We start from the raw sequence: 14,301 nt of genomic DNA on the forward strand, positions 1-14,301 counted from the left end.
AGGGAAAGGACGATCCGGGGGCGAGAAGGGTCAGTGGCCCCGCGTCATGCGCCGGTACTCCGCCGCCACCGCTCCGGCCGACACCGAGCGGTTCAGGAACAGGAGATCGTCCATGCGGCAGTCGCAGGCGTTGTTCTCCCGGGTGTTCTGGGGGAAGCTGCCGCCGATCTTGATGCCGCGGGGATCGGTGGGTGAGGCGCGGTGTGGCGCCGGCGTGGTGGCCAGTTCCCAGGGGTCGCCCGGCGTGACGTAGAAGCCGTCCAGGGGCTTGCCGTCGCGGTAGAGGGCGAGGGTGCCGTCGCGGAAGTCGAACGTCGCGGCCAGGTGGACCCATTCACCGAGGGGCAGCAGCTCCTGCCAGGGCAAGTCGGCTGCGAAGGTCTGGGAGGCACCGCTGTCCAGCCGTCTCCCCAGCGCGACCAGCTTCAACTCACCGTTGACCTGGATGAGTTCGAGAAGCGCGCGCACCGCGTGACCGTCGGAGGTTCCGGACAGTACGCCGGCCAGCCCGATCGCGTTGTAGCGGTCGCTCGGATCGGCCGTGTTGGAGTTGAGGGCGGGGTTGTCGCCCGTCATCTTGAACCAGCCCATGACGGTGGCGCCCCGGGCACTGCGGAAGGCGTCGAGGGACGACATGCCCTCGGCGTCCCAGGCGCCGGCCTTCCAGTCGTCGTTGCCCGCAGTTGCAGGGTTCTGCTGGCGCACCTGCAGGGCAGGCGAAGCTCCCGGGTACGCCTCGTCGGCGACGCGCATCGCGGAGCCGCCGTTGATCAGGTTGAGCGCGGTGCCGGAGCGTCCGATGTCGCGCTCGCGACCGGGATCGGTGGGGTACGGGTGCCCGAAGTCGTACGCCGCCACGGCCTGGGCTCGCAGCGGAGTGTGGAGGGGTGAGGGGCGCGCCGCCTGGGCCGGAATCGTGGCGGCGGCGAGCGAGGCGGTCGCGGCGAGTGCAGCGACGGCGAGTGAGTAGCGTCTGGTGCGGGGCGGTGTCATACAGCCTCCCAGCGGCAGCGAAGGGGCAGTCGACCGGGGTGTCCCGGACGACAGAAAGCGCTTTCGTCCGCGTGCAGGGACCATGTAACTCCTTCGTCGCGACCCTGACAATGAGCGTGTACTCGCCAATTTCCTTGGCGCCTTCAGCAGCGGCGCGGACCTTCTTGCGGGCAAGGACACGGATCCGCGAGCGGCCCATCGGGGTGCGGACGGCACCGGCTCACGGCGGCCTGCAAACACCTCGCTCCGGGTCCCGAAGGGTACGACGGGTGCGTGGAGCAGTCCGGTGGCCGACCACGCAGGTACCGGTTCACCCGCCGGGACCGCATCGCTCGGTGGCCTCAAGTCATCTCAGAAATCCGTCAGTCGGCCCAGGGCCGACCACGGCCGCCGCCTCGCCCGTGACCCCGCGCTCGCGCTCACCAACCATCGCGCCCACACAACCCGAGCGTGCCACGCGGTCGTCACCGGACCGCGAACGCCGCGCCCGGTGGCACCGCGCCGCAGCAGCGGACGGGCTCACCCTCCGTCACGACGGCAGCGGCCTCCGCCGTCCCCTCGAAGTCCCCCTGCGGCAACTCTGCGGGGGTACCCAGGGGCTGCCCCCAGGGGACAGCTGGGGGATACCCCCCAGCGAAGTCGGGGACAAGCCCGGTCGCTCGGACGACGCCCGGTCCGTAGGTTCCGGGGTGGAATCGAAACACCGTTCCGACCAGCCCACGGAGGCCCTCGTGACCGCCCCTTCGCGTCCGCGGACGCGCACTCCTCATCCGCTCGTCGCGGCCTTCGTGCGGTTCGTCGTGTGTGGTGGCGGTGTCGGGCTGGCGTCCAGCGGGGTACTCGTACTGCTCAACGACCGGATACCGATGGCCGTCGCCAACGCGTTGGTCACCGTCGTTTCCACGGTCGTCGCCACCGAATTGCACGGGCGGGTCTCCTTCCGGAGCGGGCGGAAGGGATGGGGGGTCCATCTTCAGTCCGGGGTGACCGTCGCCGTGAGCTACGCGTTCACGACAGGGGCGCTGTTCTGCCTGTACGCCGTCCGGTCCGAGCCCTCGGCCCTGGTGGAGCAGGCGGTCTATCTTTCGGCGTCCGCTCTGGCGGGGATCGGACGGTTCGCGCTACTGCGGGTTGTCGTCTTCGCCGACCGGGCCCCGGCGCCTGACGCCTCGCTCAGCAAGACCGCGGTGGCGATGGCCGCGTGAGGTCGACGTCTTTCCGGGCATCGTGGAGTGTGTCGCTGCGTGACGGCCCTGGAGTCCTGGCTCGGACACCAGGGAGCAAGCCAGCCGGACCTTCGGGTCAGGGTCCGCGGCGAGCGCGTGGCGCTCGGCAGGTCCGAGGTCCGCGCGGTGGGCAATTCTCTCGCGCACCGCCGTGTCCGGATCGGTGGACAGGAGGGCCACCACGTCGGCGTGCAGGCTGGGGCTGCCGACGATCGCCGCGCTCAGTGCCGCCGCCTGCCGTCCCTGCCCCTGCCGCTTGCGCCCGGTAGGCGCCGCTGATGGCTGCGGCCGAGATGCGCGGCCGGCCGCCGACGGGCCTGCTCGGCGACCGTCCTCAGGTCCGCCAGACCTGCCTGGTCGGGGTGACCGGATGCGAGGGCGGCCTCAAGAGCCTTGTGGGCAGAGAGTTCCCGGCCTCCCAGGATTTCGAGCAACCCTTCCGGGCCCGCTGTCTCCAGGAGCTGGAGGAGACTCTCGGCGACCATCACGAGGCTCTCGGGCTCGTTGAGGTCCTCGGCACCGAGGACATCCCGGCGCACCAGGACACTCAGGGCGGTGGGGCCGAGGAGCGGGTCGCCGCGCAGGCCGCGCAGCAGGGCTTCGCCGTCGGGGTACGCGTCGACGAGTGCGTCCAGCATCGCTTCGGCACGGGTACGGAACGGGGTCGCGCGCACCGCGTCGGTCAGCTTCTGCAGCGCCTCGGCGGGGCTCTCCCGGGCAGCGACCCAGGCGGCGAGTTCGGTGCGGGCGGCGTCCGGGTCGTAGTGCTCGGCGATGACACCGAGGAGCCCGGCGGCGGAGGCATGGGCGAGTTCACCGACCCGCGGGGCATCACGTCCCTCGGCGAGCAGCCGGCGACGTACGGAGTCGTGACCGAGGGCCGTGAGACGGATCAACTCGACGGGGCCATCGGTCAGTTCCGCCCGCTGCACCTTGCTCCGCTCTGCGGCGTCCTCGCTGTCCCCGTGTCCACCGGCAACGGCGCCGAAGAGTTCGGCGAGCTCCGGCGGCATCCCGGCGGGCGGCAGCACGGATTCCTCGAGCGGTATGTCGAGGAAGACCGGGTCGGCCATCCCGTCGTGCCGCTTGATCGCGCCCAGGTCCTCCAGCACGTCCAGTGCGGTGCGCAGATCACGGTCCGCGTGTCCGAGTTCCGTCTGCCAGGCGTAGCGGCCGGTCAGTTCGTGCTCGGCGCGGTAGCGCAGGTGCAACGAATCGCGCAGCCGGGGCCAGGGCATGGCGTGCGGCAGGCTGTAGAGGGTGCTGAGGACATCGGGCACGGTGTCCTCGAAGCTGTCGAAGAGCAGCGACCCGGCGTGTCGGCCGCTGCGGGTGCCCAGCAGCGGCACGCGCAGCTCGGGGAAGGTCTCGAAGGCGTGCCGCCACAGCGCGAGCGGGTCCCGCAGCAGGGGCTGCGCCTTGGCGACCGCGTACAGCCGACCTTTGGCCACCCGTACCAGCCGGGCCTTCTTCGCCCACTCGACCGCGAGCCCAAGCCTCGGCAGCTGCGTGGAGGAGCGCACCGTATCCACCACATCGCCTGTCCCCAGCTCGGCGACGAGGGTTCGAGCGTCCGACATTCGCAGGTTGCCCTTGGCGGTGAGCACGCGCCCCTCATGGCCCGCCCAGTCGGCGATCCCTCGCAGCCACCGCAGCGCGGGGGACATCTCGGCGCGTGCCCGCAGTTCCTTCTCCGCGGGCAGCAGGACCGGCAGCTGCGGTTCGGCGCGTGTCACCTCTGACGGGCCGCGTGTCAGGTGGTTGCGCAACACCTCGTCCAGTACGTCCTGGTCGTACGGCGCCTCGCCTTGCTGAGCCTGCTCCACGAAGCTTTCGAGCGCCGCCGGATCCCGGACATCGATCCCCTGCTCGGCAGCGGTGACCGCCCAGAACTTCGCCATTCCCCAGCGGCCTCGGTCAGCCATCGCGGGGGCGTACCGAGGTGCGAGGGTCTCGATCGCAGCAAGGTTGTCGGCCGACGAGGCCCCGCGCGGGTCGCTGAGGCCCATCGCGTCGAGGTAGCGCAGCAGGGCCGCGAGCGTGCCGGGCGCATCCGCCGGCTCTTCGCCGGGCAGCACGGTGACCGTGCGCGGCAGCCAGTCCAGCAGATACTCCTCGATGTGCCGGGGCTCCCAAAGCCCCAGCCGCCCGTCGCGGGTACCTCGGTGGCGATAGTCGAGCGCCGTCTCGACGACGAAGGGGTCCATGCTCTCGCCCCGTTCGCGGGCCCACTGAACCGTCCGACGGATCAGCAGCGAACGCGCTGCCTCGAATTCCTCGGACTCCTCGGGCGCGAAGAACGTCCTCATCACACCGGCCCTGCCTGTCCTGTCGTACGGCCGCCGTGCCACGCCATGCCGGCGGCCCCGGGCCCGATGGAGATCGCGGTTCCGCGGGACCAGGCGGTCACTATTGAACCGTAACCGCTCCGCCGCCGGGCGCAGAGGCCGACGGGGAGGACGAAATGATTCTGAACTGCCGGTAACGCTTCCCCGTCGGGTTCAGGGCGCTGCGAAAAGCGCGGGATGCGGGAGCGAGGGCCTGGCTCGGGTGTGCGATGTGGCCCCGAACGACGGCGCCCCACGGGTCGCAGCGGCCAGTGGGTCCCGGCGATCGGACAGCAGCGGGCGGCGGGCGCGTGCTCGCCCTGCCCATTCCACTCTTCGCCGCCGCCTCCACGCACTGCGCGACGGCAGCCGGCGAGCTGTGCGCCGCGCCGGGGCTGCGGATGTCACGTCTCGGTGCGCGGCCGTCTGCGGCCTCGGCCCGCACGGTGCCCGGGTCGTACGCGGACCGACCGGTCGATGGAGGTGTTACCGAAGTCGCCGTGTGGGGCGGCGCGTTGACCGCCCGTCGACCGGAACCGGCAGCGACGCGCGCCGGATCCCCCACACCATTGGTACACCGATGGAGAGAATCCCGACACCCGGCGTCTACCCATGAGTAACTCCCGCTGATTTGATGTGGGTTGCTCGAACCACCCCCCATCAGCAGAAGCAGGAGACCCCGTGCCGCTCACCGCGCTCCGTCGTACCTCCGGCGTAACTCTGTCCGCCGCGCTCGTCGCCGTCACGCTGGCCGCACATGCTCCTCAGGCGGCGGCCGCCGACACCCCGTCGCTGAGGGTTCTCACCTACAACACGTTCCTGATGAGCAAGAACCTGTATCCGAACTGGGGTCAGGACCACCGGGCGACGGAGATCGCGCGGGCATCGTTCTTCCAGGGCAATGATGTCGTGGTGCTCCAGGAGGCCTTCGACAACTCCGCCTCCGACGCGCTGGCACAGAACGCGTCCGCCCAGTACCCGTATCGGACGCCGGTGGTGGGCCGGAGCAAGAGCGGCTGGGACGCCACCGGCGGTGCCTACTCGGCCGTCACTCCGGAGGACGGCGGTGTCACCGTACTGAGCAAGTGGCCGATCGTCCGCAAGGAGCAGTTCATCTACAAGGACGCCTGCGGCAGCGACTGGTGGTCCAACAAGGGCTTCGTCTATGCCGAGCTGAACGTCAACGGCACGAAGGTGCATGTGGTGGGAACCCACGCGCAGTCGACCGACTCCGGATGCGCGACGGGTGAGGCGGCGCAGATGCGCAGCCGCCAGTTCAAGCAGATCGACGCCTTCCTCGACGCCAAGAACATTCCCGCGTCCGAACAGGTCATCGTGGCAGGCGACATGAACGTCGACTCCCGCTCGCCCGAGTACGCATCGATGCTCGCCGATGCCGGACTTGCCGGAGCCGATGCCCGCACCGGGCACCCGTACTCCTTCGACACCCAGGACAACTCGATCGCCTCGTACCGCTATCCCGACGACCCTCGCGAGGATCTCGACTACGTCCTCCACCGCGCCGGGCACGCGAAGCCGTCCGGGTGGACCAACAAGGTGGTCAAGGAGCAGAGCGAGCCCTGGACCGTCTCCAGCTGGGGCACGGACTACACGTACACGAATCTCTCCGACCACTACCCGCTGATCGGCTCCGTCGGCTGAGGGCTGTCACGTAATCCCTGGCGGATCGGCGCGCGGCGTCGGATGCGGTGCATCGCAAGGCGGGCGTCATCGCACCGGGCGCATTCCGGCGTTCCGACGACGCAGCGAGGTGCTCTAGCTGTCGTCGCGCGCCCGCCAGGGATTTCAGCGGGGCCGTGCCGACCGGCCGGCCGGCCGGGGAATCGTCCGCGTCGCATGTCGTGCCGACCGGCGCCCCGGAATCGTCCGCGTCGTACGTCGTGCCGACCGGTGCCGCTTCGACCGCAGCCACGGGGTGGGGGTGCGCCACGGGTGGGGGCGTGCCGTCGGTGGCTGTGGGAGCGGCGGTCGTGGGCAGGCCGGTCGTGGGGACGCGGCCTGCGGTTCTGCGCCCGGTGGTTCTGTGCGGGGTGCTGGTCGCCCGGGACGTGCTGGGCGACCGGGGTGGTTCGTCGGGCCGGATCAGTAGGCCGAGTTGACGTTGTCGATCGAGCCGTAGCGGTGCGCGGCGTAGTTGGCGGAGGCCGTGATGTTGGCGACCGGGTCGTAGATGTTCGTAGAGGTGCCGGCGACGTGGTACGCGTTGAAGGTGGGGTCGATGACCTGCATCAGGCCCTTGGAGGGGATGCCCTTCATGGCGTTGGAGTCCCAGTTGTTGATGGCCTGGGGGTTGCCCGAGGACTCACGCATCAGGTTCTTGCGGATGCCCTCGTAGGTGCCCGGGATGCCCTTGGCGTGCATGACCTTCAGCGACTCCTTGATCCAGGCGTCGACGTTGCCGCCGGACTGGGCGGGAGTGGCGGCCGAGGCGGCCGGGGCGCTGACGACGGTACCGGCCACGACGGCGGCACCGGCCGCGACCATGCCCAGCGAGATCTTCTTGGTCTTGGTCATGCGAGCGAACTTCTTGGGCATCGTGGTGATCCGCACGTGGTAATTCCTGTTCTGTCGGGGGGTGATGCCAAGAATTGTTAATCAGGAGGGAATCCCTGGTCAATGACCACCTCTTACTATGGGGTTTAGTACCGGGTGTCGGAATTGATTCACGGAGCACCGTCGGGGCCCGGATACGCCCGTTGATCGACCTACTACCCACCTTCAGAGTGACGCGGGCCATATGGCTCACCCCACACGGCAAATGCCTCAAAACGGCACAAGAGTGACGCAGATCATGTGGCCTGCGTCATATCGAGGGCACTGAATTCACTCACCGTAATAGCAGGAAAGCGTTCCGAATTCATGGCCGGGCGACAGATTATGAGCGCGCGCCCACAGGGAATCCGGGGCGGTGTACGACCAGTCCATCGATGACACGCGGCCTCGAAACCGGTGCGCACGAACCTCGGCGCAACAGGTCTCATTCAGCGCCGCACGACCGCTTGAACGGGACGGCCGCGGACAAGCCGACAGAGTGTACGGCCGGACAGGCCCCGGTCCGGGTGGCCGGGAGGCGCCGGAGGGAGTTCAGCCGCTGACAGGGAGCCGGGCCCTGACAGAGGAGGGAGACCGGGCGGGCTGGGAACGGCCGCGGCCGACGACCCTTATGGGAAGCGGACCGCGGCAAGGTCGTACTGCACACGGATGATCTCGGTAGATCGACCGTCTATGCGGTCGTGCGCCTGCGAATCGATTCCCTGTCCTCTTCGGGCAGCGCGTCGGCGACCAGCAGGCGCGGCAGGAGTTCCGGTTCACGTGTCATCGCACGGAACGAGAGAGCGACAGTCACATCATGGGCGGGCCGGTGCACGATCTCGACCGGGTCACCGGCGCGAATGGCTCCCGGCTCCATGACCCGCAGATACGCGCCCGGCAACGCGGCCTGCGTGAACCTCTTGATCCAGCCGTCGCGCTCCAGCCATCCCTGGAACGTCGCGCACGGGATCCGGGCGCACGACACCTCGAGGACCACCTCGGGTCCGATGCGCCACCGCTCACCGATCAGCGCACCGTTGACGTCGAGGCCGACGGTCGTGAGGTTCTCCCCGAAGACACCGTTGTCCAGCGACCTGCCCAGCTCGGCCTCCCAGCCGTCGAGGTCCTCGCGAGCGTAGGCGTAGACCGCCTGATCGGAACCACCGTGGTGTTTCACGTCATAGACACGGTCACCCGCGAGGCCGACCGCGCCGGTGCCCTTGGGGCCCGGGGCAGTGACGGCGACCGGACCATGAACGGGCCGCTTGTCGATCCCTGTCGCGCTGAGCCCCTTCCAAGGGTTGGACCGGGGCTTGCCCACATTGACGGAGAGCAGCTTCATGCGCGCGATAGTACGGTCCACAACGCACCGCCGCAGACAGATTTTCCCGTCTGCTCTTGGGGGTGGATCGGCTACGGACAGTCCGGCAGGTGGTCGACGGTTGCCAAGAGGCGTGCGACCAGGGGGTTCGGGTCGTCCTTACGCCACGCGACGGCGACGCGTGTGCGGGCGTCATCGGGATCGATCCTGCGGAAGGCGACGCCCTTGAGACGGATGCGCCGGATACTCGCCGGGGCCAGTGACACCCCCAGGCCGGTCTCCACCAAGGCGCAGACGGTCTGCCATTCCACCGCTCGCTGGGTCACACGGGGTGTGAAACCTGCTGCGGTGCACAGGCCGGTGATCCGGTCGTGCAACTGCGGTCCGACCTCCCTGGGCAGCGAAACGAAGGGGGAGTCCGCCAACTGGCCCAACCGGACCGTGCGTTGGGCGGCAAGGGGGTGTGCGGCCGGCAGGACCGCCACGAAGGGTTCGGTCAGCACGGTCTTGAGGGCGAGCTCCGTTTCACCGGCGGAGGGCTCGCGCAGCAGGCCGATGTCGATCGTGTTGTCGTGCAGTGCAGCGACCTGCGGCACGGTGGTCATCTCGTGTATGTCCAGATGCACATCGGGGTGCCGGTCCCGGAAGGTGCGCAGCATGCCGGGCAGCACGGTCAGGGCAAGCGAGGCGGCGAAACCGATCCGCAGACGGCCGGCCCGGCCGCTGCCGACAGCCCGGGCCGCGCTCAGGCCGTCGGCGAGATCGGTGAGGGCCCGCCGGGCGGCGGGCAGGAGCTCACGGCCTGCCGGGGTGAGGGTGACTCGTCCTGGTTCACGGGTGAACAAGGCGTGGCCGACCTTGTCCTCGAGGCGGCGGATCTGCTGGCTCAGCGGCGGCTGGGCGATGCCCAGACGGGCGGCCGCGTGGCCGAAGTGGAGTTCTTCGGCGAGCACCGTGAAGGCGTGCAGTTGCGGCAGGGGAAGTTCGGGGCGCTCCATACGCCTAGAGATATCAGGTCATGCCCGTGGCTGTATTAGACGTATCACTGTCGGGCCCCCTAGCGTTCAGCGCATGAGAGAGCGACATGCGATCCTCAGCGGCTCGACGTTCGAGGAGCAGATCGGCTACGCCCGTGCCGTGGTCGACGGCGACCGGGTTCACGTGTCCGGGACGACCGGCTTCGACTACGCCACCATGACGATCTCGGACGACGTGGTCGACCAGGCCGAGCAGTGTCTGCGCAACATCGAGGCCGCTCTGGTCGAGGCGAAGTGCACCTTCGGCGACGTGGTACGGGTTCGCTACCTACTGCCCGACCGCGAGGACTTCGAGCGCTGCTGGCCGGTCCTGCGCCGCTGCTTCGGCGAAGTCCGGCCGGCCGCGACGATGCTCATGTGCGGCCTCTCGGACCCCCGTATGAAGATCGAGATCGAGGTGTACGCGCGGCGGGCCGTGGCATGAACGGGTCCCGTTCCTCGCGATTGCACAGAGGGCGAGGCCGACTTCGCAGACAATCAGGTAGGGCGCATCGGGAGCTCACGAACGGTATTCCGCCTCGCCCACGCCCGCACCCCTGACCTGAGCCACTCCGAAGGAACCCTTCCCCATGGGCCACGCCCTCCCGCCGTTCCAGCTTCTGCCCGGCGCGCCCGCGTCACCGGTCCTACTGCACGTACCGCACTCGGCACGTGTCCTCCCCGATCACGTACGCGCCGCCATCGAGCTGGACGACAAGGCCCTGGAACTCGAACTCGACCACATCACGGACTCCCACACGGCCGAGTTGGCCGCCGAGGCAGCCGCGGCCGCGCCTCTCACGCCGTGGCGATTCGTCAACGGCCTGTCGCGGCTCGTCATCGATCCCGAACGGTTCCCCGACGAACGCGAGGAGATGCTGGCCGTCGGCATGGGCGCGGTCTACACACGGACCACGCACCGCGAGCCGCTTCGCCCACCGCACGTGGATCCGCAGCCGCTGATCCACCGCTACTTCCACCCGTACGCGGCAGCAATGACCGCCGCTGTCGACGCACGCCTGGCGGCCACCGGACGCGCGGTCGTCATCGACGTCCACTCCTATCCGTCGGCTCCGCTCCCCTACGAACTCCACGGCACCGGGCTGCGCCCACCGATCTGCCTCGGCACCGACGCCTTCCACACACCGCCGGGTCTGCTGGCCCAGGCCGAGGAGGCGTTCGCCGGGTTGGGGGGCACGGGCATCAACAGCCCCTTCTCCGGTACGTACGTGCCGCTGAAGCATTACGGCGTGGACCCGCGTGTCAGCGCGCTGATGATCGAAATCCGCCGGGACTTGTACATGCCCGAACCGGGTGGCGCCGCCCACCCCGCCGGATCGACCGCACTCGCGTCGGCGCTGGCCGCCCTGGTCGGCGTGCTGTCCGGTCCGAGCGAACAGGAAGCACGGGCCTGACACCCCGCCGAAGGCTCTTCACACCGCCTCGCGAGCCCTCGTGCGGGAACAGACAATGGTGACCAGGGCAGCAGCTCCGTGCCCGTCCCTCGAGGAGGTAGCGATGCGTCCGACCAATCTCACCGGGGAGTCGGCCGAACACGTCAGCGCCCGGGAGGAGCTGCGCCTGGCCGAGATCGAGCTGATGCGCCACCGCGAACGCGTCGCCGACCGGCGCCGCCGGCTGCCGCTGGGGCCCGTCGTCGACGACTACGTATTCGAGGAAGGCCCCCCGGATCTCCACTCGGACGATGCGCCGGTGCAGGCCGTGCGACTGAGTGAGCTGTTCACCCGGCCCGGGCGAGACCTCGTCGTCTATCACTTCATGTACGGCAAGCAGCAGACGCAGCCTTGTTCCATGTGCACGATGTGGATCGACGGGTTCAACGGAATCGCCCACCATGTCGCGCAGAACGTCGACCTCGCAATTGTCGCCGCAGCCGACCTGCCCGCACTCCGCGCGCACGCACGAGACCGGCAGTGGGGGAACCTGCGGCTGCTCAGCGCCGGGTCCAGCACCTTCAAGTACGATCTCGGCAGCGAGGATGCCGAGGGCAACCAGGACTCGACGGTATCGGTGTTCACCCGCGACGACGACGGCTCCGTACGCCACTTCTACTCGGCACACCCCCGGATGTCCGACGACATCGACCAGCGCGGCATCGACCTGCTCAGCCCGGTGTGGCACATCCTCGACCTCACCCGCCGGGGCCGGGACGACTGGTTCGCAGAGCTCAGTTACTAGGCCGTTGCGGTCGCGGCCTCGGAGACCGTTTTCCACCGGCCGTAGCGTTCGGGCAGGTCACGCCAGGTGATGCCGGTGCGGATCTTCGCCCACGCGAAGATCCGCTCAACCTGAGGCTGGAAGCCTCACTGCCTCCTATACTCCTGGCGTGTTTCATACGTCGAACCTCTTTCACGTTTCGTCCGTACTCAATCGGCAGTCGATCGCACAGCACGGCTTGGATTGGACCCGTATGGGCGCCGCGCCGGGGATCGCCGGCAGTCGCCGCCCTGAGGTGGAGGGAGTCTTCGTCTGTCAGGGCGAGGAGGAAGCAGAGTTCTTCCTTCAGATCATCAACAACACCGGTGGGGCAGTCGATCTCTGGTCCGTAGACGGCATCGATGAGGGGTTGCTCCTCGACAACGGCAACGGATTCGTCTACCTGCCCAGTCGCATACCGGCCGCGCAAGTCCGTCTCGTGCGATCAGACGTTCCCCCTCAGCTTGATTCCTGACTTCGCGCGGCGGTACATGCGCCGGCACCGGCACGCCGGTCACGGTGTGCCCGACGGCGACCCGGACGGCATGTCGAAATGCAGAGAGACGTCTCGCAACTACTCGGATACGAGTGGCGTCCGTGAGGGCGGCTCGGCGTGGCCCTCGGTAACCCGGTGTTGCGAAGTCGGGCCCGGGCCGACATCGGGAGCCACGGTTCACTGCCCGTCGCACGTCGGCGTCAGTCCGCCGCACGGCATCGCCGATCGATCCAGGAAGCCACCAGGAAGACCTCCAAGTAGGTGTCAGGCCGCGCTGCATCCTGGTAGAGGTCCCAGTGGAGCGCGCCGGTCCGTAGACGGGGGCGGCCCATGGCTGGCGCTCGAGGCGACTGCGCACGGACGCTCTCTGGCCATCCGGATGGCGCCCGGCACCGACCTCCTGATGGTCGCGCGCAGACAGTACCCCAAACGGCCACACCACCAGCACACGGAGCGGCCCCGCTCGGTGGGCCCGTCGTCCTTCGGTATCGGGCACGGCGCCGCACAGTACTGGGCGCGCACGCACGACCTGATCGGTGCACCGTTCCAGCGGACCCGCCGGACCACGGTGACGCGGGAGGGCCGTCCCCTTCAGCACGCGCAAGGCACACACGAGAGCATCTACGTCCTTCCCGACGAGCACGTCCAACGGGTCTTCGTGTCCGGTGCCCAAGAGGCGCTCGAACAAGCCCGAGCTGTCGTGTTCGCGGCGACCTCGCCGACGCTCCGCACCCCGGCCACGAACAGATCGTGACTGCGGACTGGACGGGGACGAGACCTCCAGCCCTTGGCTCGACGCGATAGGCGGCTGCGGAGCGGACTTCATGCTCTGCCTGGCCTGCCCCAACGCTCGTGTTCACCCGGGCCGTCACCCCCGGCTCGCCTACCTGCACCAAGAGCTGAACAGTCTTCTCTCCGCGGTGCCTGACCGTTCATGGCGTGAACGGTGGCCCAGCACGTCGGACGCCCGGCGCCACCGAGCGGGCAGGTCCCTGACCCGCGTGTGAAAATTGAGTACTGGATCGCAGTTCGGTGTCCGAGGCCCGCCCGTCGCTGCACGGGGAACGTGCGCGGCACCTAACGTCCTCTCCCGCTGATCCCATCGACACGCTGGGAGGCTCCCCGTGAGCGAACGTCTCAATGCGTGGCCGACGCTGGACTATGAGGACCTGGCGCCCACGGTCGACTACGTGAACCGGGTGGTACAGGTCGCAGGCAAGTACACCCTTGACGAGCCCTTCGAAGTCGGCTGGGGAAACATCGTCCTCGATGTCACCCCCCGGGGGCTCAGTACGCCAACCCTTCGGCAGCAAGGCGTGACCTTCACGGTGCACTACAACTTGCTCGACGGTGGCGTGGTCATCGAGGCTGACAGTGGCTCGCGGACGGTGCCCTTGTCTCAGGGATCAGTCGCGACGTTCTACGCGTCCTTCTGCGATGCGGTGGACGAGCTCGGCATACACCGACCACGCAGCTCGTTGATCTGCGAGATTCCGGATGCCCCGCCGCGTTTCGAGGACGACAACGTCGAACGCACCTGGGATGGCCACGCGGCCCGACTGATCTGGACAGCGTTTAACCTCGCCGCCGACGGGCTCGAGGCGTGGCAGGCCCCCTTCCTGGGACACCACCCCCGGGTCGGTGTGATGTGGGGCGGCTTCGACCTGTCCGCCACGCGTTACCGGGCGCAGCCCACCGTGCCGCCGCCCCACCAGCCGCCCTTCATGCAGAACGCCCAGCTCGACGCGTACGTGTCTGTGGGATTCTCACTTGGGGATGCCAAGGCGCCGAACGTCGGCATGTACGCGTACATCTGGCCCCAGCCGGACGGTCTCGGGGGCCGGTCCTGGGGTGTTGAGGGCGCCGCCTGGCACCCCGACGCCGGTCTGGTTCGTCTGCCGTGGGCCAAGCTCAGGGAGTCAGCGGACCCGCACCAGGCCATTGTGGCGTTCGGTGACGCGGTCTACGATGCCGCCGTCGAGACGGCAGGCTGGCCGTCCGACCTCGTCGGCCCCCGCGTCGAGGGTTGGTACATGAGTAGGACACCGCCCGCGCTTGTCCAGCACCAGCACGGCTGACTCAGACGAGGAACGGCTGGCCTGCTTCGACGAGTTCCGGGTCAACAGCTGTCACCGATGCGGATGTTGAGCGC

Annotated in this window: 13 protein-coding genes; 8 read left to right on the top strand and 5 right to left on the bottom strand. The window is 68.8% G+C overall.

The features are described 5' to 3' along the window. Window positions 1-30: 30 nt before the first annotated feature. Window positions 31-993: a hypothetical protein gene (locus tag OG963_RS10055; protein WP_371798781.1), complete on the bottom strand. Its 963-nt coding sequence runs from the start codon at window positions 991-993 to the stop codon at window positions 31-33. Between the two features lie 731 nt (window positions 994-1,724). Between OG963_RS10055 and OG963_RS10060 the strand changes: the two genes are divergently transcribed. After that, a complete protein-coding gene (locus OG963_RS10060; RefSeq protein ID WP_051879220.1) occupies window positions 1,725-2,198 on the top strand; it encodes a hypothetical protein in 474 nt (157 codons plus the stop codon). 242 nt (window positions 2,199-2,440) lie between these two features. Here the strand turns inward: OG963_RS10060 and OG963_RS10065 are convergent, their stop codons facing one another. After that, window positions 2,441-4,528, bottom strand: coding sequence for a hypothetical protein (locus OG963_RS10065; RefSeq protein ID WP_371798782.1), 2,088 nt, complete (start codon window positions 4,526-4,528; stop codon window positions 2,441-2,443). A 699-nt stretch (window positions 4,529-5,227) separates the two neighbouring features. Here OG963_RS10065 and sph point away from each other — a divergent pair. After that, window positions 5,228-6,208: a sphingomyelin phosphodiesterase gene (sph, locus tag OG963_RS10070; RefSeq protein ID WP_371798783.1), complete on the top strand. Its 981-nt coding sequence runs from the start codon at window positions 5,228-5,230 to the stop codon at window positions 6,206-6,208. 441 nt (window positions 6,209-6,649) lie between these two features. On the opposite strand, the gene OG963_RS10075 is transcribed toward sph, so the two are convergent. From OG963_RS10075 to OG963_RS10085, 3 genes are all read right to left on the bottom strand, one after another. Next, entirely contained in the window at window positions 6,650-7,081 is a 432-nt protein-coding gene (locus OG963_RS10075) for a transglycosylase SLT domain-containing protein (RefSeq protein ID WP_319330875.1), read from the bottom strand. Window positions 7,082-7,790: 709 nt separating this feature from the next. Further along, window positions 7,791-8,441, bottom strand: a complete 651-nt coding sequence (locus tag OG963_RS10080; RefSeq protein ID WP_093931044.1) for an MOSC domain-containing protein — start codon at window positions 8,439-8,441, stop codon at window positions 7,791-7,793. A gap of 71 nt (window positions 8,442-8,512) precedes the next feature. After that, entirely contained in the window at window positions 8,513-9,418 is a 906-nt protein-coding gene (locus OG963_RS10085) for a LysR family transcriptional regulator (RefSeq protein WP_371798784.1), read from the bottom strand. Window positions 9,419-9,491: 73 nt separating this feature from the next. Between OG963_RS10085 and OG963_RS10090 the strand changes: the two genes are divergently transcribed. The 6 genes from OG963_RS10090 to OG963_RS10115 all read left to right on the top strand — a co-directional run bounded on the left by OG963_RS10090 (window position 9,492) and on the right by OG963_RS10115 (window position 14,227). Further along, window positions 9,492-9,881, top strand: coding sequence for a RidA family protein (locus OG963_RS10090; RefSeq protein WP_093779017.1), 390 nt, complete (start codon window positions 9,492-9,494; stop codon window positions 9,879-9,881). A 145-nt stretch (window positions 9,882-10,026) separates the two neighbouring features. Continuing rightward, complete coding sequence (locus OG963_RS10095; protein WP_371798785.1) at window positions 10,027-10,851, top strand: N-formylglutamate amidohydrolase; 825 nt, start codon at window positions 10,027-10,029, stop codon at window positions 10,849-10,851. A 103-nt stretch (window positions 10,852-10,954) separates the two neighbouring features. Then, a complete protein-coding gene (locus OG963_RS10100; protein ID WP_319330491.1) occupies window positions 10,955-11,635 on the top strand; it encodes a DUF899 family protein in 681 nt (226 codons plus the stop codon). Between the two features lie 148 nt (window positions 11,636-11,783). Further along, window positions 11,784-12,128: a hypothetical protein gene (locus OG963_RS10105; protein WP_030934695.1), complete on the top strand. Its 345-nt coding sequence runs from the start codon at window positions 11,784-11,786 to the stop codon at window positions 12,126-12,128. Between the two features lie 424 nt (window positions 12,129-12,552). Further along, window positions 12,553-12,903 (top strand): hypothetical protein, encoded by a 351-nt coding sequence (locus OG963_RS10110; RefSeq protein WP_143020027.1) that lies wholly within the window; start codon window positions 12,553-12,555, stop codon window positions 12,901-12,903. Between the two features lie 370 nt (window positions 12,904-13,273). Then, on the top strand, window positions 13,274-14,227 hold the full coding sequence (locus OG963_RS10115; protein ID WP_093779009.1) for a DUF5996 family protein: 954 nt from the start codon (window positions 13,274-13,276) through the stop codon (window positions 14,225-14,227). The last annotated feature ends 74 nt before the right edge of the window (window positions 14,228-14,301 follow it).

Origin of the sequence: Streptomyces sp. NBC_01707 (genome assembly GCF_041438805.1) — a bacterium.
GTDB lineage: Bacteria > Actinomycetota > Actinomycetes > Streptomycetales > Streptomycetaceae > Streptomyces.